A 17,563-nucleotide genomic window follows, 5' to 3' on the forward strand; every position below is an offset into this window, starting at 1 on the left:
ATATGCGAATCGGAGAAATTATGGATATCGAGATGAAGGCGGGTCCCTATTCCTTTCTGGCAAGACTTGAGCAAGACCTCTCGCCGGCAGCATGTGACTGGTTGATGGAGAGGTTGCCGGCTCAATGGGAATTCCTGCAAGGGCGCTGGAGCGGCCATGCGGTTTTCGCTCGCCTGGGAGGAACCGCAAAGCATATCGGCAATGGAGGCATATCGCGGCCAGCCGTGGGCCAGATTCTGCTCTATGGAGGGAATGACGATGTAGGCGGAGAACTCTTGATTCCTTACGGGCCTACGCGCTTTGCCTGCCCCAGCGGCGAACTGTCTGGCCACCACGTGCTTACGGTGACGACAGGGCAAGAGCGGCTCGCCGATCTCGGCGCACTCATTCATGAGCGGGGAGGCCTTTCCATTTCATATCGGCGCTGTTCCAGGCCTTGGAGCTAACGCCGTCAGGTATCGCCGCATGTCAGCTCTGGCTGGGGTGCGGCGGATTCAATCAGTCTGCATTGCGGACAATTTAGGGAGGCAGATGATGGCAGGCGGAAGTAATGACAGGACCATGATTCGGCAGCGTTCGGAACCTTCGGAAGCGTTCCTTCGCAGTGAACGGGCGTACGTGGATCTGGCGGATGAGCGTCTGGGCGCGACAGTCGTAGCGGCGTCCGACGAGTGGTATGCGCCGGCATCGCGCATGCTCAACCCGAAAGCGGCGAACTACTACTATCACGATGACGAAGGGATGCGCTGGGTAGATGGATGGGAGACGTCTCGTCGACGCAAGGCTGGCAACGAATGGTGTGTTATCAAGCTTGGCCGGCCAGGCCAGATCACCGCGATAGGATTCGACACCAGCTTCTACACCGGCAACTATCCTTTGGCCGCGTCAGTGCAAGCCTGCGCCATTTCGGCGGATGACGATATCGCCGAGGTCGAATGGACCGCGCTCGTGCCCGCGACCGAGCTTGCCGGGGATAGCCAACGACTGGTTTCAGTCGACGCAAGAGGGGTCTTCACACATGTCCGGCTGAACATTTTTCCGGACGGCGGGATGGCTCGCTTTCGTGTCTTTGGGCTGGTCCAACTGCCGGAGGCGCTCGGTCCGGCTGGCCAGTGCGATCTGGCGGCACTGGAAAACGGTGCCCGCATTGTAGGTTGCAGTGATACGCACTTCGGCGCGGTACGGGCCATGATTGCGCCAGGTCCCTCAGTGGAATGGGGCAAGGGCTGGGAAACCAGGCGTCTGAGGAAGCCGGGGCATGACTGGGCCGTGATTGCCTTGGCGGCACCGGGGACGCTGGAGCGCGTCCTGGTCGATACGACCTACTACACGGGCAACTTTCCTGCCGCCTTTTCGCTGCAAGGCGCATGCCTCGAAAGTGCCACCGACGAGGTGGTTCTGAACCAGGCGATGTACTGGCCGGAACTGGTAGGGCGCAGTAACCTGAAGGGCGGATGCCAGAATGCTGTCGAGCTGAGCGCGGCGCTTCGGGATACGCTCGTCACCCATGTCAGACTGAATATCTACCCCGACGGCGGAGTGACAAGACTCCGGCTCCTGGGAGCGCCTGGACTGATTGCGCGCTGACCGTAGCCATTTGGAAACCCGCTTCGCCAACCTGGCAAAGTGGGCACCGGTCGTCACGTTCGCCGTGGGGGAGGGTGTCCGGCCATCGTGCCATCCTTTACGAGGACTTCATCTTCCCACGGCAGACTGTACCGCCCAGCGACCAGGTCTTGCATGTACGTATACGGGCAGTCGTTCGCGCCGCCGCTGACGGCCACGAAGCCTCTGTGGCCCAGCTGGTAGATATTGTTTTCAGCACCCCAGGTTCGGCGTGCCTCGCGTACCAGGTCCGGTCGGATTTCGGCAGTAATCAATTCATTTTCCTTGTTGCTGCCGTGGCGGATTGGTACTCCATCGAAACCCACGACGATGGCCTCGCCCATTCCACCAAATGGGCCAGAGGCTGAGCATCCGCAAACGCTTGCTGTGTACATCAGGTTGCAAAAGGCATCGGCCTGTGCGGTCAGGTGCCATTGATGACGCAGTGACGAAGAGTAGCCGGCGATGCGAATCATCAACTCGGCGCCCTTGTAAGCGCACTCCCGAGCGACCTCGGGAAACATCCCGTCATGGCAGATGACGACGGCAATCTTGGAACCCTTGGGTCCTTCACACACCGGTATGCCCAGGTTCCCCGGCGCCCACGGCTCTGCAGGAACCCACGGGTGAAGTTTGCGGTAGTGCAAGCAGACTTGGCCTTCATTGTTGACCAGAATCGCTGAGTTGTACGGGTTGCCGCCCGGGTTGAGTTCCATGAAGGAGAAGCATGCCCATACGTTTGCCAGGCGACACGCGTCACGAAGCACGCCAACATGGGGTCCATCCACAGTGCACTGGAGATCAGCGCTCAACGCCTTCGAGGCGCCATTGAGCGAGTACTCGGGAAAGACAATGATGTCGACATTTGGGCGCCCCGCCTTTACCTGGTGCACAAACGAGGCGAGCCTCTCGGCAGAGAGGCGCAGGTCCTCCGCCGTTGCGATATCCGCTTTCCGAAGCTGCAGCAGCCCCACGATGACCCCGTTTTCAGTCTGATTTAACCCACCCAAGCCGTTCATCAGCCTCTCCTCGAAAGTGTGCTTGACTCTGCCAACACGTGTGAGTATCGTATCATACTGGTATGACCAGTATGATAATAACAACGGGGAGGGAGATGTGAAACGTATACTGGTGGGCGGAGTCCTATCGGCACTCACGGCCGGCGCCGCAGCGCAGGGTAGCGTGACGCTCTATGGCGTGGCTGACGCTGCGATTGACTATGTAAGCGCCAAGGGCGCGACTGCGGGCCCGGCGGCTGACAAGCCGGGAATTACCCGACTGAGTTCGCAAGGGTCGTACTGGGGTATCCGGGGTTCAGAAGATTTAGGCGGCGGTCTGGACGCCTTCTTCCAGCTGGAAGGCAACTTTTCGATTGATTCTGGTGCGTCCAGCACGCCCTTCTTTAATCGAGATACGTTCGTAGGACTGCGCCATCGGCCGGTGGGGGCTCTCACGCTGGGTGTGAACACTACCAGCGTGCGCGCACTGGGTAACGCCCTTGATCTTACGCCAGGCGCAAATACGGGCGTCGGGGCGTTGCAGTCGTTGGTTTCGAGCATGAACGGCATTTCGACCGACCACGATTCACGGTTGCAAAACTCGGTGCGCTACCGTTCGGCGTCCTTCTATGGGATCGAGGTAGGCGCGCAGTATGGATTTGGAGAGGCCCGCGCCGACGGGACCGGCCGCAACGACCACGTCATTGGTGCCGGGCTTGCCTATGCAAGAGGTCCCTTCTACGTCGCTTATGCGTACGAGGACAGACACGACAAGAACAAGGCCGGCCTGGCACAGACCAATGGCCACGACCAAAAACATCGCGTCGGCGTGAAGTACCAGGTGACAGAGCGGTGGCTCATCGGCGGTCTGTATGACCGTTCGGTCAGCGATGGCCAGTTCTCCAATGGTGACGGCCGCTTGCGCCGGGATGCGTGGGCTTTTGTTACCGAATATGACTGGGGAGCCCACGAAATCTACGCCATGTACGGGCGTGCGAATGATGTTCGTTGCCAAGGGGACACGGGAGGCAACGGAGTCAACTGTGGTTCGAGCAGCCAGACCGGCGCACAGTTGTGGACGCTCGGCTACAACTACAACCTGAGTAAGCGAACAATGATTCGCACAACGATATCGAAGATTCTCAATCAGGCGGCGGCCAAGTATGACTTTTCCAACGGCCGCACCGGAGCGGCCGCTGGCGCCGACCCATTCGGCGCTTCTGTCGGATTGCGCCATCGCTTCTAACCTCAAGCACCATGCCATGGTGCTTCCCTCACCTACCCAAGGAGTTCAAAAAAATGACGAAGCGGCAAATTCAGCCCCCCGGTGTGTTCGCTCATCATCGTGCGGCCGTAACGACTCACTATGCGGTGATGCCTCCTGAGGGCATTCTGGAAAGCCGTATTCCGGGGATTGAGAAGACCACCATCAGCGTTCAAGCTACGCCAGGTCTGGGCGCGAAGTTTGCCCAGCTGCTGCTGCAGATCCAGGGTGGCGGCGGAATGACGACCCTGCGAAACGACGGTATGCAGGCCTTCTTTTACGTTGTTTCAGGCAATGTGTCGCTCGAACTGGAGGGCAAGACACACGAGCTCAAGGCAGGGGGCTTCGCATACGCGCCCGCGGGAACTGGCGTACGTGTGTACAACCCGGGCGCCGACGAAGCGCGCGTCGTATGGATCAAGAAACCTTATGAACGCCTCGAAGGCGTGGAAGCCCCGGCAGCCCTGGTTTCACACGAGCAAAATGTCGAGAAGGTGAACAAGCACACCAAGGGCCGAACCTGGCAGCATCTGTTGCCCGATGAAAATCCGGCGTTCGACTTTGCCATCAACATCCTGAGCTTCGAGCCTGGCAATTACTTTCCCATGGTGGAAACGCATGTCATGGAACATGGGCTCTATATGCTGGAAGGGCAGGGGATGTACCTACTGCAAAATGACTGGCACGAGTGCTGGGCGGAGGACTTCATCTACATGGCACCGTTCTGTCCGCAGTTCTTCTATGCCACCGGTTGGTCCAAGGCGACATACCTGCTCTACAAGAACGTGAATCGCGATTTCACCTTCTGACGCATGCTGCGGCCGTTGGCAGGCGACGGTCCCGCCAACGGCATGCAGTTGTGGTGCATCAAGGCAGCTGATGTACGTGCTCAGGCAGCTCTACCTGGACACGCTTTGCGCTGCGCAGGACATGGTTACGCATGGCCATTTGAGCGAGGCCAGGGTTGCGCGTTGCCAAGGCTTCCACGATTTCCTTGTGCTCTTTGACGCGGCTGCTCAGGAATGCCGTGTCGGAAAGGCGCGGGGCGCTCATTTCTTCCTCCGAGAAAATCGGAGCAAGTAGTGCACGAATCAGGCGATTGCCGCAGCAAGAAGCTATCAGCGAGTGAAACTCGAAATCCAGCTGGTTCAGCCGTGTGACATCGTGGTCCTTTACCGTGATTTCCATCTCCCCCAGCAGTTTTCGTAGGGCGGCGATGTCGTCATCGGTGATATGGATGGATGCGAGGGCGGCGGCCCAACCTTCCATCAACAGGCGTGCCTCATAAAGTTCACTCGGTGTATGGTCGATCTGATGAACTTCAGAGTTTCTGCCGACGGCAGCCTGCTGCTCGAGCGATGCTACAAACACGCCTCTGCCGGGCTCTACCCGCACCAGCCCCATTCCCTCCAGCGAGGAAATTGCCTCGCGCAAGGAAGAGCGGCTTACGCCGAGCAGCTCAGCCAACTCACGCTGTGAGGGGATCTGGCTGTCCGCCGCCCATTCGCCGCTGTAGATGGATGTCTGCATGCGCTCCAAGGCGTGCTGCGTGACAGGCGTGCGCAATGCGATAGGTGGCCGACGCCCTGGTGGCGCGGGAGCAGTCAGCGGCGCCTTGGGTGCCAATGCAGCGGAAGTCGCTTTCATAGTCTGTGTAGGTGACACTTCATACTGGTCTGATAATTATCACATATAGCACTTGACCGAGCTTTCTGGCAAGTCTACAGTTATTACTGGTCAGACCAGTATGGCCGGAACCTGACAAAGTCATAAGCATAAAAGGAGACCTATGCGTATCACCCTGAAATTGGAGCCCTTGACCAAGGCGGCCTTTTCGCCGTTCGGCGAGGTCATTGAGGCTTCCCCGGGCGCCTTCCATCACATCAACGAAGGCATGGTTGAGCGCTACCATGACCTCGCCGTGGTTGATGCTCTGGCTCTTGGTGGTAAGGCTGGCATCAGCATCATGCGCGCAAAGCCGTACGTATTGCCGTTGGAGGTGGTGTTCCTCGAACGTCACCCATTGTCGAGCCAAGCCTTCATTCCCATGAAGCCGACCAGTTTTATCGTAGTGGTCGCTCCCCGGGGAGTTTCGGTGGATGCGGCCAAGGTCCGCGCCTTCATCGCCAAACCAGGGCAAGGCATCAATTACGCCCCAGGTGTTTGGCATCACGTGCTGTTGCCCACCGAAGCTTGTGACTTCGTTGTGGTTGACCGGATCGGCGCCGGTCCGAACTGCGACAAGTTTGTGCTTCCAGAGGAGGTGCGGCCGGTGATTCCCGCGTTCAGGCAGGAAATGGAACATGCAATTCTCGGTTGCGGCACCGCAGAGAAGTAAGTAACAGCGAAGAACCCGTCGGAATCAACGATGGCTTCGAAGGCGGGATGGTGGAGAAAAATTGTGTTTAAGTATCTGAAGAAGTTACATATCCAGGTCCTCTTGGGCTTTGCAGTTGGCGCGCTTATTGGTTTCGTGTACCCGTCCTTTGGGGTGCAACTGCTGCCACTGGCGGAAGCATTTATCAAGCTCATCAAGATGATGCTTGCGCCCATTGTTTTCTGTTTCGTCGTGACTGGGATCCTGCATGCAGGGGATCTGAAGACGGCGGGGCGTGTAGCGCTCAAGACAATTATCTACTTTGAAATTGTCACGACAATTGCGCTACTGATTGGGGTCTTCGTCACGTACGTCTTGAAGCCTGGCGTAGGCATGAATATCGATGTATCCACGCTGGATCCGAAGTCGATACAAACCTTCGTCGAGAATGCCTCACACGTTTCGGACGTAAAGAGCTTCTTGCTGAACATCATTCCGTCCACTTTCCTTTCGGCTTTCGCGAAGGGCGACATTTTGCAGGTGCTTTTGATTGCAGTCCTGTTCGGCTGCGCGCTTCAAATCGCCGGTGAAAAAGGAAAGATGGTGGGTCAGCTGATGGACAGCCTTTCCGAAGTCCTTTTTCGTGTCATTGGCTTCATTGTTCGTCTGTCGCCGCTCGGCGTTGCAGGGGCGATGGCCTTCACCGTCGGAAAGTTTGGCTTTGCCACCATCCAGCAGCTTGGCCAACTGGTCCTGGCCTACTATGCCGCATGCGCAATCTTCCTGTTCCTTGTGCTGGGTGTGGTGATGCGGCTTTCCGGTCTTAGCCTGTTCAAGTTCATCGGCTACCTGAAGAGCGAGCTGCTCATCGCCCTGGGCTCGAGTTCATCGGATGCCGTGATGCCGCTGGTGATGGCAAAGTTGCGCCACCTTGGTGTGAAAGAGACTACGGTGGGGCTTGTTATTCCGACGGGATACTCGTTCAACCTCGACGGTTTCTCGATTTGGCTGACGTGCGCCGTCATCTTCATTGCACAGGCGACCAACACGCCGTTGGAAGGTGGAACCCTCGCCCTGATTCTCCTGGTCTCTCTCCTGACTTCCAAGGGCGCGCATGGCATCCCCGGGTCGGCGACTGTCGTGCTCGCAGCGACGTTGACTGCCATCCCCGCAATTCCCGTTTTGGGTGTGGCGCTTATCCTGTCGGTGGACAAGCTGATGGGCTTCTTCCGGGTGGCGCTCAACCTGATCGGAAACTGTGTAGGTGCGGTAGCAATCGCAGCGTGGGAAGGTCACCTCGACCTTACGCAAGCTCGCCGGGTACTGCAAGGTGATGACGAATTCGTAAGCGAGGAGAACAAGGAGATGCGAGTCGCGGGAAACATCTCCTGACCGTTGCAGCTGAAAGTCTGGCTCGCTAAATTTCAGGGTATTTCGTGACCGCTAGCGGGTCTTCTGCGCGTTCCGCGAACGAATAGGTTCGCGGGGCCGTGAGCAGTTCTTCCAAATACCCCGGATCACAACGTGGCCGGGGTTTCTCATCAGCGGCACCGGATATGCCTGAATCCTGCTTGCCAAGCCAGTCCTTGGTGAACCATGAGCTAACCGTGGTGCGCCAGGATTGCTTTTGCGATTGAGTCGCCGCTTGCACAAGCTCCGGTCAGGAGCGCTTGGGACAGGTAATCCCCGCAGTAGTAGACGGATCGTCTCGCGGCAGACTGCCAGGTGAGAAAGTCGGCCACCTTCCGGCAATAGCCAGGGTAGAAGATCGGCAGCTTGTACGGAATCCACTGGTTGACAATAGTGTGCACTCGACTATCGAAGCGGGGAATGCGCTGCCTGACTTCCGACCGGATAAGGGTGTCGAGCGAATCGGCCAGGCCGAGGCGATCCGCTTCTTCGGCTGCCTCGGGTGTCAGCTGACAGTAGAGTTGCGCGTCCGAACGTCCTGCGATCGGTGCCGCCGGCAACTGTTGCCAGGTCGCAATGCGAGTCGTTGACTGACGGCCTGAGAACTCCAGCTCGGCAGGAATATCCCCTTCCAGCGCGTAGTGAACGACACCCAGCTTGTTATATCGCACTGCTTCGAGCATCGAGCGCTCCGCGTCGAGAGGATCGACGATAAGCTTGCCGGCTTGGGCGCCCTCCGTGGCGCAGACGACAACATTCGCGCGCAGCTCATGTTCTTGTCCGAGGCGCCGATAGCGTACGATGCATTGGCCCTCGGCGTGTCGTTCGATGGCATAGGCCCTTGCGTCGCAAAGAACTGGCACCCGACGGCCCAGTTCCTGAGTCACCTGCCCCATGCCTTCTGCCAGGGTGTAGACGGTGTCCTTGCCGAGCAGATGCGGCATGGTACTGACGTAGAATGCCGCCGAAATATCCTCCGGATTCCAGCTACGCGTTCCGCGGAAGATGGGTTCGATGAGTTGCTTCAGTACGGCGGGTGTGGTGGTTCGGCTGATGTAATCCGCCAGGGTTTCGGTGTCGCCTTCCAGGTATGAGGCCGCAGCGTCTGGATCGGTACGCGAGCGCAGGCGCGCGAGACCTACTCCCGCCGCGACCATGCGTATCCGGCTGCGCCAATCCAGCCCGGGCGTCATGAGGGTGCGCGGGCCAGGCATCAGCTCGACACGGTAACGATCGCCGCCGATTGCGGCGTTTGCGCCGAGCTTGCGTAGCGGTACAAGCGCACGCGTCAGATCCAGTTCGGCGAGCAAGGAGTGAAACGCCTGGCCAAACGGGTAAATCAGGCGCGCACCGGTATTGTATGAAATGGGACCCTCGCGCCGTTGTGCCATTCGCCCGCCCACGGCCGATTGGCTTTCCAGAACCTGGACGGTGAAGCCGGCAGCCGTGAGCCGGTAAGCTGCGGTGAGTCCGGAAATACCGGCACCAACGACGACGATGGAGATAGGTTGGTTCATTCGGGCTTCGCTACGGTGTCGGGTACGGCAATCTCGATCAGCGCCGGCCCGGTTCCATTCAGTACTCGCTTCAGAGCCGGCAGGAATTCCGCGGTCGTCTGAACGCGTTCCGCGAGGGCGCCGAAGGCTCTTGCATAGGCTACGAAATCCGGGTTTCGCAAGGCGCTGCCGACAGCACGCCCGAACTGCCGGATCTGGGCACTTCGGATGGCGCCATATCCCTGGTTATTGATAACGATAATGATGATGCGCAGATTTTGCTGGACTGCCGTCGCCAGTTCTTCACCATGCATGAGCAGGCAGCCATCGCCGGCCACGGCCACAACCAGCCGATCCGGCCGCGCCATCGCTGCGCCAATGGCGGCCGGCAATCCGTATCCCATGGCACCGCTCTTGGCGCCAAGCATGGTGCCGGGCTGGCGGAATGCAAGATAGCGATGTAGCCAGATCGCGTAGGCACCCGCGCCAGCGGTAAAGACGGTGTTGTCAGGGAGGCGCTCTCGCAGCGTCATAAAGACTTTTCGCAGGTCGACAGCTCCTGGACAGTCACCCTTCCCGACGAACGCCGCGCGCGCGATGCGAAAGCCCTCTGGCCAGTCGGAATCAGGGGAAGACCAAGAAGTCGCAGAAAGGGCTGTTGAAAGCGCCTCAAGAAAGGGCGCTGGAGCAGCTTGGATCGCCACGTCGGCGCGATAAATGCGGTTGAGTTCGTCGGCGCTGGAATGCACATGAACCAGGCGCTGGGCCGGCCGCGGGGCATCGAGCAGACGGAATCCACCGAAGCCACCGGTCCCGAACGTATTGATCTCGCCGAGGCGAAGGTTGATGGCGAGTATCAGGTCGGCTTGCACTATCCGCTCTGCCAGCAGCGGATTGAGACCGATGCCGAGTTCGCCCGCATAGTGTGGGTCGTCGTTGTCGAACAGATCTGCTCGTCGATAGCCAGCGGCGACTGGCCAGTTGTGGGCTTGTGCCAAGGCATGCAGGCGTAGTCGCGCTGCGTCATTCCAGCCACTGCCGCCTACCAGCACTAGTGGGCGACGGGCTTCGCGGAGCAGGCCCGCAACCGCACCGGCTTGCCCTGGCGCCGGACCGGGCTCTGGTATGGAGGGCGCAGGCAGCGGAGCGCAGGTGGCATCCTCGCGCCACACATTTTCGGTGACAACCAGGACCACCGGCCCGGGCCGGCCGCTGCTGGCCTTGCACCATGCGCGCATCATCCCTTCCTGCAGTCTCGTGGCGGTGGTGACAGTGATGACGTCCTTGACGAGCGGGCGTAACGCCTGCTGCAAATCAAATCCTGACATCGGGTCGCGCTCAGCCTCTGCGGCTGCCGGCTGCCCGACGACAAGAATCATCGCCGCACTATCCGTATCGGCGGTATGCAGCGCCAGGGCTGTGTTCAGGGCGCCCGGAGCGCGACCCGCCATGCAGACGGAAGGCCGGTCGCCAAGCCGCGCGTAGGCCTGCGCGGCGTAGGTCATGCCTGCCTCGTGGCGGAAGGTGACGAGGCTGATTTCGGGATGGCGGGTAGCGAGGGCATCCAGTGGCTCGAGGATGCCCTCGCCAGGGATCTGGAAGACATGCCGGTGCCCATACTCTCGGATCAGGTCGGCAAGAACAGCGGCCCCTGAGCGGGCCGGCATGGATTCATGATTCATCACAAGTAGTGCAACAGGTTGGGCGAGGCTGCGGCAAGGCGGGGGCCATCTCCCCGCCGTGCCGCGATGCCTGGGGCCCGGTTAGAAGACGTGGAAAATACCCGCCAGCAACATGAGCTGCCCGCTTGTGCTGGACGCGCCGCTGCTGCCGAACAGCAAGTAGGCGTTCTGTGCGTCCCCCGCTGCGCGTTGGTACGCAACGGCGGCCTGGAGAATGGTTCGCTTGGAGAGGAAATAATTGCTTACCGCATTGACCTGGTGATATTTCGGCGTGAATCCGGTCGGCTGCACCTTCCCGGCTGTGTACGTGTACCCCAGGCCGAGCTGCCAGGCGGGCGCGACGCTGTAGGAGCCATTGACGTCGATATTGTTGAAACGCACATCACCGTTGGTAAGCCCGTCCGCGGCATCGCCCAAGTCCTTGTAGCGGCTCTGGGTAAATGACACGGCGAGCTTAAGTTTGTCGAGATCGTACTGGCCTGCAAGCGCGGCAACCGACATGCTCGACGGGGCGATGCGATTCGGCTGCAGTGGCGACGTGGCTGAAACGGCCGGGAAAAGGATGGTATTCCAGTTGCCCTCCGGAACTGCACTTGCAGGATTATCGATGTGCAAGTAAGCGGCGGCGGCGCGAAAACGGCCGCCGGCGTAGGTAACGCCAAAGCTCATGGTCGAATTGCGGTGGCTGTCGCCTGCAACTTCGCCAAAACCATACATGGCGCCGGCCTGGAAGCCGCCGAAGTTTGGCGTCACGTACTTGACCGCATTGTTGATGCGGAACTGCCAGTTCGTATTGTCATTGTCGCCGACGTGCGCCATATAGCCATTCCACTTGCCAGGTGGGGTGAACGGCGCGATCCACTCCGCTACCAGGTCGTACTGGCGCCCAAGTGTCACGGTACCCGCCGAACGGTCAGAGAGCCCGACATACGCCTGGCGGCCAAACAGCCTGCCACCCTGCCGTGAGTTTCCCGTGCTCATATCGAAGCCGCTCTCAAGCGTAAACAGGCCGCGCAATCCGGACCCCAGGTCTTCGTGGCCTTTCAGGCCCCATCGCGATGGGCCGGTTGCCAATCCCGTCACGTGATCGCCACCGCTGTTGTTGACATATCGCACCCCGCTATAGAGGAAGCCATAAAGCGTGACGCTGCTCTGGGCGAGCGCGCTTTCCGCGCATCCGCTCAGGATGGTGGCCGCCAACGTGACTTGCCATACCTTACGCACTTTGCTAGTGCTTTTTCCCCGCTTTGACTGCATTGACTCTCCCCTTTTTTGTGCCAGGTCGCGGTCCGGTGCCGGCGCAATGGAGCCGGGCTTGACAACACGGGCAGCACGAGGCTAGCGCAGCCTAGGCCAGGGCAAGAGGGGGGACAAGCGGATCGGACGGCTCAGAGCGGAATTCCTAGCAATCGGTATTCGATTGCCACAATTGGGAGCATTGACAGCGTGCGTGGCCGAGGTTGAGGTCAGCATTTTCCCTTGCTCGGGCCAGTACCCCAGGCGTTCGGTCCAGGAAAATTGAGGCGAAACGACTGAAACATTAAGTTGATCGGAAGTTGTCCGCCGGGGCGGCGGAAACCAGGCGGAATCGGTGCTAAAAAGTTCCTGGTTGGCACGGCGTTGCACGCCTTGTTCATACAGCTCCGATGTCCTTTCCATGCCTTAGGATACCCATGCCCCGTCACAAGAGATTCCTGCTGCATACCTTATCCTGCGTCTCCGTTGTTGGTGCCGTGCTGGGTCTCGTGCCCGCTGTCCATGCGCAAACCGTGATCGGGATTGCCAACCTTGGCCCACACCCATCCATCTCGCAAACTATTGCCGGATTCAAGGAGGAAATGGCGCGCAGCGGCTACGTGGAAGGTAAGAACACCACTTATGTCTACGGGGACGCAAACTTCACGCAAGCCTTGATGCCCCAGATGCTTACGCAGATTGCGTCGAGGAAGCCCGCCGTTATTCTCACGCTGACTACATCGGTCTCGCAGACGGCGCTATCTGCCGTGGCCGACCGAAAACTTCCCATGGTATTCGCCATGGTGACCGACCCGGTTGCCGCAGGATTGGTTGAAGGATGGGACCATGGCAGCAGTCGCTTTGTAGGGGCTTCGGATATCCAGGATTTTGACGCGGTCCTGGTCTTCGCCAAGAAGCTGTTTCCGAACGCCAAGTCATTCGGCACCCTGTACAACCCTGGCGAAGCGAATGACGTGACCACTACCCGCAAGCTCGAGGAGGCATCCAGGCGGGCAGGGCTGACATTCAAGGCGATCAGTGTCGATACTACCGCTGATATCCCTCAGCGAGCAGAGATGCTGCGCGGCACCGATTTTATGTACGCGACTGGCTCAAATCTTGTGCAGTCAGCAATGCCGGCGGTGGCCTCTGTGACGAACCGGCTGAAAGTGCCGATCCTGAGCTCGGAAACAGAGTTTGTGAAGAGCGGCATCGCGGCAGCGAACTATGCCGTTTCGCTCCGCTCCATTGGCGTCAATGCCGCGACCCTGGCAACGCGCGTGCTCAAGGGTACGGCGCCGGCCGCGCTTCCCGTGCTGACGCCCTCGCCCAACGACTACGTTTCCACCATCAATACCACCAAGTTCAAGCAACTCGGGCTGACCATTCCGCCCGCGATGGAGTCATGCCAATGCTTTATCAACTAGCTGCCCGGCGAGCCCGCAACATGCCACAGTCAACTCCAAATTCTGCTTCCACCATGTTGCAAGTCGAATGTTTGCACAAGACCTTCCATGCCGGCACAGCTGACGAACGGGTTGCGATCGACGGCGTTTCCCTCGAACTGAACCAGGGCGATTTCGTGGTGGTGGTAGGAGGGAATGGGGCAGGAAAATCGACGCTGCTCAGCATGCTCGCCGGTGAAGTCCTGCCGGATTCGGGAAGCATCCGCGTCAACGGCGTGAATGTGACCTCGCTCGGCACGCACCTGCGCGCAAAGTACATCGCCAGAGTCTTTCAGGATCCGTCGATCGGTACTGCCGCGGCGCTCAATATCGAAGAGAACCTTGCTGTTGCCGCCTTGCGCGGGCAGCGCAGGACCTTCGGCCGTGGCCTGACCTCGGCGCAGGCTCGCGAGTTTCAGCAGAGGCTCGGCACCTTCGGCCTGGGCCTGGAAAATCGGATGAAGGCACAGGCAGGCCTGCTCTCAGGCGGACAGCGCCAGGCGCTTTCGCTGCTGATGGCGGTCCTCCGTGAGCCTCAGTTGCTGCTGCTGGATGAACATACCGCGGCGCTGGACCCGCGGACCGCCGAAGCCGTGATGCGAGTGACTTCGCAAGTGGTTGACCAGGCCGGGCTGACTACGCTGATGGTCACCCACAACATGCACCATGCATTGCAGTATGGAAACCGGCTAATCATGATGCGGCATGGCGCTGTTGTTGCCGACTTGTCCCTGGAGCAGAAACGGCGCATGACAGTTGAAAAGCTGATTGCCGCTTTCGACGACGAGAACCCCTCCCTTCGCATGGTGAGCGCATGAACCTGTTCGATACATTCCTCAACCTGGTGCCAATGGGCCTGATGCAAGGGCTCATCTACGCCCTGATTGCCATTGCGGTGATGATCCCGTTCCGGATCCTGAATTTCGCAGATATGACAGGTGAAGGGACCCTTGCCTTTGGTGCATGCGTGACGGCGAAATGCCTGAGCGTTGGACTGGAACCCGTGTCGTCGCTACTTATCGGTGCCGCGGCAGGCTTCCTGGGGGGAAGCGCCACTGCGTATATTCATGAGAAGGTGAAGGTGAATACGCTCTTGTGCGGCATCCTGGTGTTGTCCATGCTGTATTCGATTGACATCCGGGTCATGGGCCAGCCGAACACCGCTTTGTTCACGTTCCCAAATCTCTTCCAGTACCTGCCCGGTGACGACGGAACCCTGACAAGCCGAATTGCATTGCTTGCCGTAGTGGATATCGCATTGATCGCATTGATCTTCTGGTTCCTGGGGACACAGCACGGGATGGCCATGCGGTCGCTTGGCTCCAGTGTGGCGATGGCCAAGGCGCAGGGCATCAATATCAAGGTCTATGTGCTGGTAGGGCTCGGGTTGGCAAACCTTATCGCAGCGCTCGGAGGCGGTCTGCTGGCGCAGAACCAGGGTTTCGCCGACGTCAATATGGGCTTCGGCACGCTGATCAACGGGCTGGCATCGCTGCTGCTCGGTGAGGCGATCATCGGGAACCGGACGATCCTGCGGCAGGTGGCGGCGCCGGTGTTGGGCTCGGTTGTGTATTTTCAACTGATCTCGATCGTCTTGGCCTTCGGCTTCCAGCCGTCGGATCTGAAAATGGTAACTGCGGTTTTTGTGCTGATCACACTTCTTATCCTTGCCAAGCGCAAACCAGGAAAGTCACGCAAGGTGGTGCAGGAGCGCCTTGCACGGGCTGCCTGATTCAAAACGGTTTCTTCTTTGGTTCCTTATGCGGTGTCTCCATCCGCGACTTGAAAGCCGTCCCTCGGGACGGCTTCTTTTTATGTTGGATAGCGGAACAGAGCTTCCTTGGAGCGGCATGCCCGGCCGATCGGTCGGGTCATGCCAGAGTGGGTATTGGTGTGCAGGCAGGCGCGTTAGGTTTGGAGAGGTGCCATTTGCCCAGGTTTGCTCTGGTTGTCCTGGCCGGGGTTACGGCCCCATTGGGACAAGGAGAGTCAGGATTTGCCGCTAGACGTGCAGCACGCTGAGGTCATCAGATTGTGCGCGCACCGATCGCACATGTGTCCGCATACCTTCCCAACGTTGGTAGGCGGATTCCGAAGCGAGACCTAACTGGTCCAGTACCCGCCATACGGTATAGCGAATCAGCTCATCGAGCGTCTTGGGCAGGGCATAGAAGGCCGGCACCGGGGGCATGATGACGGCGCCCATCTCAGCTGCTGCAGTCATGTTTCGGAGATGAGCCAGAGTCAGTGGCGTTTCCCGTGCGAGGAGCACCAATGTCCGCCGCTCTTTCAGGGTTACGTCGGCAGCGCGGGTCAGCAGATTGTCGTTGAACCCGTGGGCGACCGCGGCCAATGTTCGCATGGAGCAAGGCGCCACGACCATGCCCTGGTGCCGAAAGGATCCGCTTGCCAGGGCGGCACCAATGTCTCGGATGTCGTAGGCCACATCGGCGAGCGATTGTGCTGCGTGCCTGTCTATGCTGCATTCCTGCTGCAAGGTCAGCCAGCCTGACGCCGACACCACCAGATGGGTTTCGACATCGAGCAGCCGCAAGGCTTCCAGCAGCCGGACACCGTAGATGGCACCGGTGGCACCGCTGATGCCAACGACTATGCGGGTGCGGTCCTTGCTCATGTCAGCGCACCTCCGACGCAAAGGCGGGCAGATACTTGCCAAGTTCAATTTCCACTTCGCCTGGAATGCGCTTTCGTTCAAACTCCGCTTCGCGTCCCCAGGGTTTAGTCGCATCAATGGCAAGGCGGCCCCAGTGATCTTTGTGCGGATCGCGGTAGAAGCCCGGGACATTGTTCAGCACCATGGTTCGGGTGTCTGCACGCCCCCGCGTCACGAAAGCCCAGATCACTTCATCCAGGTTGTAGATGTCGACATCTTCGTCAACCACGATGCAAAGCTTGTTGTAGTCAAGATGCGCGCCCATTGCCGCGAGCAGCGCATGCTGTGCGTGCCCCTCGTACTGCTTCCGGAGCTTGATGACGGTGTTCATCACCGTGGGCTTGCAGGACACATCGATGATGCCCGGTACCTGTCCCTTGATGGCGCGATAGATGCGCGCGGCGGTGGCGGCCTCGAGCGGCCGCAGGTCTTCGTCAGAGCCGCAGATCAGGCCCTGGAAAATTGCTCCGGTGCGCCAGGCGACGTGCGTGACTTCGAATACGTGGTTGTCACCCACATCGACGTAATAGCCCATGAATTCGCCGAAAGGACCTTCCGGGCGGCGCACGTTTGGGAGGATCCGGCCTTCAATCACGATGTCGGTCGCGGCGGGAACTGAAAGATCGATGGTCTGGCACCGGCGTGTGCGCAAAGGGCCGCCTCGCATCGCGGAGGCCAGTGCCAGCTCGTTTGCCTGGGGCGGCAGCGAGACGCAGGCCGACATGAAGACTTCGGGAGGGGCGCCGATCAGAATGGCGGCTTCCAGCGCCTTTCCCTGGCGTTCGGCAGCTGCCTGATAGCGGGCGAGATCGTGTGAGCTTCCCAGCCGAATTCGTAGTTCATTATCGGAAATTACCATTGAGCGATGGAACGACAGGTTAGGCACGCCTGTGTCAGGGTCACGTGCGAGAAACACGCCGGACGTAATGTACGGGGCGCCGTCCCGCTCGTGGTAAGTCAGGATCGGCAGGTCGCTGAGTTTCCCGCTCCGGAGGCGCTCGGGCTGAGTATCCTCTTCCGCATAGGTTTGAAGCGTGGCAGCGACTTCAATTTCCTCGTCCAGCCGCTCGCAGAAGGTGCGCGTACCGCAACGAATCATCTCGCGCAGCCGCTCATGGTCGCTATACAGGTTCATGACAACCGGAAGTGCGGAGCCACGCACGTTCTTGAAGAGCACGGCCTGGTTCGAGACACGTTGCAGTTGCCGCGCGACCGCGGCCGCTTCGAAACGGGGATCGACTTCGCGCTCCACAATTGCCAGGTCGCCGCGTGCTTGCAGACGGCTCAAGTAGTGCCTCATGGTTTTCTCGGATAGTTCGGAAGGTAGGCTGACGTTACCTTAGCGGGCACCTGTCGAGCCTGTGCGGTAGCGCTGGGAACATAGGAAATCCGAACTCAATTCCTTTTGGCGTGACCAGGGCGGCAGCGGCGGGCAT

The 17,563-nt window shown here is 59.5% G+C and carries 16 protein-coding genes; 9 read left to right on the top strand and 7 right to left on the bottom strand.

The window, feature by feature from the left end; all coding sequences use genetic code 11:
* The first annotated feature begins 20 nt into the window (after window positions 1–20).
* Window positions 21–446, top strand: a complete 426-nt coding sequence (locus AC3WRI_RS13800; RefSeq protein WP_011617894.1) for a DUF3830 family protein — start codon at window positions 21–23, stop codon at window positions 444–446.
* 115 nt (window positions 447–561) lie between these two features.
* Window positions 562–1,587: an allantoicase gene (alc, locus tag AC3WRI_RS13805; protein WP_492293428.1), complete on the top strand. Its 1,026-nt coding sequence runs from the start codon at window positions 562–564 to the stop codon at window positions 1,585–1,587.
* A 53-nt stretch (window positions 1,588–1,640) separates the two neighbouring features.
* On the opposite strand, the gene AC3WRI_RS13810 is transcribed toward alc, so the two are convergent.
* The gene (locus AC3WRI_RS13810) at window positions 1,641–2,624 is read right to left on the bottom strand and encodes a formamidase (RefSeq protein WP_011617892.1); all 984 of its coding nucleotides are present in this window, start codon (window positions 2,622–2,624) and stop codon (window positions 1,641–1,643) included.
* Between the two features lie 97 nt (window positions 2,625–2,721).
* Here AC3WRI_RS13810 and AC3WRI_RS13815 point away from each other — a divergent pair, with 97 nt between their 5' ends.
* On the top strand, window positions 2,722–3,849 hold the full coding sequence (locus AC3WRI_RS13815; RefSeq protein WP_492293429.1) for a porin: 1,128 nt from the start codon (window positions 2,722–2,724) through the stop codon (window positions 3,847–3,849).
* Between the two features lie 53 nt (window positions 3,850–3,902).
* A complete protein-coding gene (allE, locus tag AC3WRI_RS13820) occupies window positions 3,903–4,676 on the top strand; it encodes a (S)-ureidoglycine aminohydrolase (protein ID WP_011617890.1) in 774 nt (257 codons plus the stop codon).
* Window positions 4,677–4,734: 58 nt separating this feature from the next.
* Here the strand turns inward: allE and AC3WRI_RS13825 are convergent, their stop codons facing one another.
* The gene (locus tag AC3WRI_RS13825) at window positions 4,735–5,514 is read right to left on the bottom strand and encodes a FadR/GntR family transcriptional regulator (protein WP_081050205.1); all 780 of its coding nucleotides are present in this window, start codon (window positions 5,512–5,514) and stop codon (window positions 4,735–4,737) included.
* 142 nt (window positions 5,515–5,656) lie between these two features.
* Here AC3WRI_RS13825 and AC3WRI_RS13830 point away from each other — a divergent pair, with 142 nt between their 5' ends.
* The gene (locus AC3WRI_RS13830; RefSeq protein WP_492293430.1) at window positions 5,657–6,205 is read left to right on the top strand and encodes an ureidoglycolate lyase; all 549 of its coding nucleotides are present in this window, start codon (window positions 5,657–5,659) and stop codon (window positions 6,203–6,205) included.
* Window positions 6,206–6,268: 63 nt separating this feature from the next.
* The gene (gene dctA, locus AC3WRI_RS13835) at window positions 6,269–7,576 is read left to right on the top strand and encodes a C4-dicarboxylate transporter DctA (protein ID WP_011617887.1); all 1,308 of its coding nucleotides are present in this window, start codon (window positions 6,269–6,271) and stop codon (window positions 7,574–7,576) included.
* 209 nt (window positions 7,577–7,785) lie between these two features.
* Here the strand turns inward: dctA and AC3WRI_RS13840 are convergent, their stop codons facing one another.
* The 3 genes from AC3WRI_RS13840 to AC3WRI_RS13850 form a co-directional block, all read right to left on the bottom strand.
* Window positions 7,786–9,111, bottom strand: a complete 1,326-nt coding sequence (locus AC3WRI_RS13840; protein WP_492293431.1) for a protoporphyrinogen/coproporphyrinogen oxidase — start codon at window positions 9,109–9,111, stop codon at window positions 7,786–7,788.
* Window positions 9,108–10,772 (bottom strand): thiamine pyrophosphate-dependent enzyme, encoded by a 1,665-nt coding sequence (locus tag AC3WRI_RS13845; protein ID WP_492293432.1) that lies wholly within the window; start codon window positions 10,770–10,772, stop codon window positions 9,108–9,110. Before AC3WRI_RS13845 ends, AC3WRI_RS13840 begins: the two co-directional genes overlap by 4 nt.
* An 81-nt stretch (window positions 10,773–10,853) precedes the next feature.
* Window positions 10,854–11,972 carry a porin gene (locus tag AC3WRI_RS13850; protein WP_492293433.1) on the bottom strand — a complete coding sequence of 373 codons (1,119 nt, stop codon included), beginning with the start codon at window positions 11,970–11,972 and terminating at the stop codon, window positions 10,854–10,856.
* A gap of 473 nt (window positions 11,973–12,445) precedes the next feature.
* On the opposite strand from AC3WRI_RS13850, the gene AC3WRI_RS13855 reads away from it, so the two are divergent.
* The 3 genes from AC3WRI_RS13855 to AC3WRI_RS13865 are packed head-to-tail and all read left to right on the top strand — an operon-like array spanning window position 12,446 to window position 15,185.
* Window positions 12,446–13,435: an ABC transporter substrate-binding protein gene (locus AC3WRI_RS13855; protein ID WP_041688242.1), complete on the top strand. Its 990-nt coding sequence runs from the start codon at window positions 12,446–12,448 to the stop codon at window positions 13,433–13,435.
* A gap of 53 nt (window positions 13,436–13,488) precedes the next feature.
* Entirely contained in the window at window positions 13,489–14,271 is a 783-nt protein-coding gene (locus AC3WRI_RS13860) for an ABC transporter ATP-binding protein (protein ID WP_492293434.1), read from the top strand.
* Window positions 14,268–15,185: an ABC transporter permease gene (locus AC3WRI_RS13865; RefSeq protein ID WP_058697390.1), complete on the top strand. Its 918-nt coding sequence runs from the start codon at window positions 14,268–14,270 to the stop codon at window positions 15,183–15,185. The genes AC3WRI_RS13860 and AC3WRI_RS13865 overlap by 4 nt, the downstream gene beginning before the upstream one ends.
* 270 nt (window positions 15,186–15,455) lie before the next feature.
* Here AC3WRI_RS13865 and AC3WRI_RS13870 read toward each other — a convergent pair whose 3' ends face one another.
* Together AC3WRI_RS13870 and AC3WRI_RS13875 are read right to left on the bottom strand one after the other, a co-directional pair.
* Window positions 15,456–16,088, bottom strand: a complete 633-nt coding sequence (locus AC3WRI_RS13870; protein WP_439669453.1) for a UbiX family flavin prenyltransferase — start codon at window positions 16,086–16,088, stop codon at window positions 15,456–15,458.
* A gap of 1 nt (window position 16,089) precedes the next feature.
* Window positions 16,090–17,415, bottom strand: coding sequence for a UbiD family decarboxylase (locus tag AC3WRI_RS13875; RefSeq protein WP_231881470.1), 1,326 nt, complete (start codon window positions 17,413–17,415; stop codon window positions 16,090–16,092).
* Window positions 17,416–17,563 lie beyond the last annotated feature (148 nt).

It is taken from the genome of Cupriavidus sp. FW305-27 (genome assembly GCF_058787995.1).

What these genes read in the sequence shown, in the direction of transcription:
- AC3WRI_RS13800 (WP_011617894.1), top strand. Translation starts at nt 21, where the DNA reads ATGGATATCGAGATGAAGGCGGGTCCCTATTCCTTTCTGGCAAGACTT.
- alc (WP_492293428.1), top strand. Translation starts at nt 562, where the DNA reads ATGATTCGGCAGCGTTCGGAACCTTCGGAAGCGTTCCTTCGCAGTGAA.
- AC3WRI_RS13810 (WP_011617892.1), bottom strand. Translation starts at nt 2,624, where the DNA reads ATGAACGGCTTGGGTGGGTTAAATCAGACTGAAAACGGGGTCATCGTG.
- allE (WP_011617890.1), top strand. Translation starts at nt 3,903, where the DNA reads ATGACGAAGCGGCAAATTCAGCCCCCCGGTGTGTTCGCTCATCATCGT.
- AC3WRI_RS13825 (WP_081050205.1), bottom strand. Translation starts at nt 5,514, where the DNA reads ATGAAAGCGACTTCCGCTGCATTGGCACCCAAGGCGCCGCTGACTGCT.
- AC3WRI_RS13830 (WP_492293430.1), top strand. Translation starts at nt 5,657, where the DNA reads ATGCGTATCACCCTGAAATTGGAGCCCTTGACCAAGGCGGCCTTTTCG.
- AC3WRI_RS13840 (WP_492293431.1), bottom strand. Translation starts at nt 9,111, where the DNA reads ATGAACCAACCTATCTCCATCGTCGTCGTTGGTGCCGGTATTTCCGGA.
- AC3WRI_RS13845 (WP_492293432.1), bottom strand. Translation starts at nt 10,772, where the DNA reads ATGAATCATGAATCCATGCCGGCCCGCTCAGGGGCCGCTGTTCTTGCC.
- AC3WRI_RS13855 (WP_041688242.1), top strand. Translation starts at nt 12,446, where the DNA reads ATGCCCCGTCACAAGAGATTCCTGCTGCATACCTTATCCTGCGTCTCC.
- AC3WRI_RS13860 (WP_492293434.1), top strand. Translation starts at nt 13,489, where the DNA reads ATGTTGCAAGTCGAATGTTTGCACAAGACCTTCCATGCCGGCACAGCT.
- AC3WRI_RS13865 (WP_058697390.1), top strand. Translation starts at nt 14,268, where the DNA reads ATGAACCTGTTCGATACATTCCTCAACCTGGTGCCAATGGGCCTGATG.
- AC3WRI_RS13870 (WP_439669453.1), bottom strand. Translation starts at nt 16,088, where the DNA reads ATGAGCAAGGACCGCACCCGCATAGTCGTTGGCATCAGCGGTGCCACC.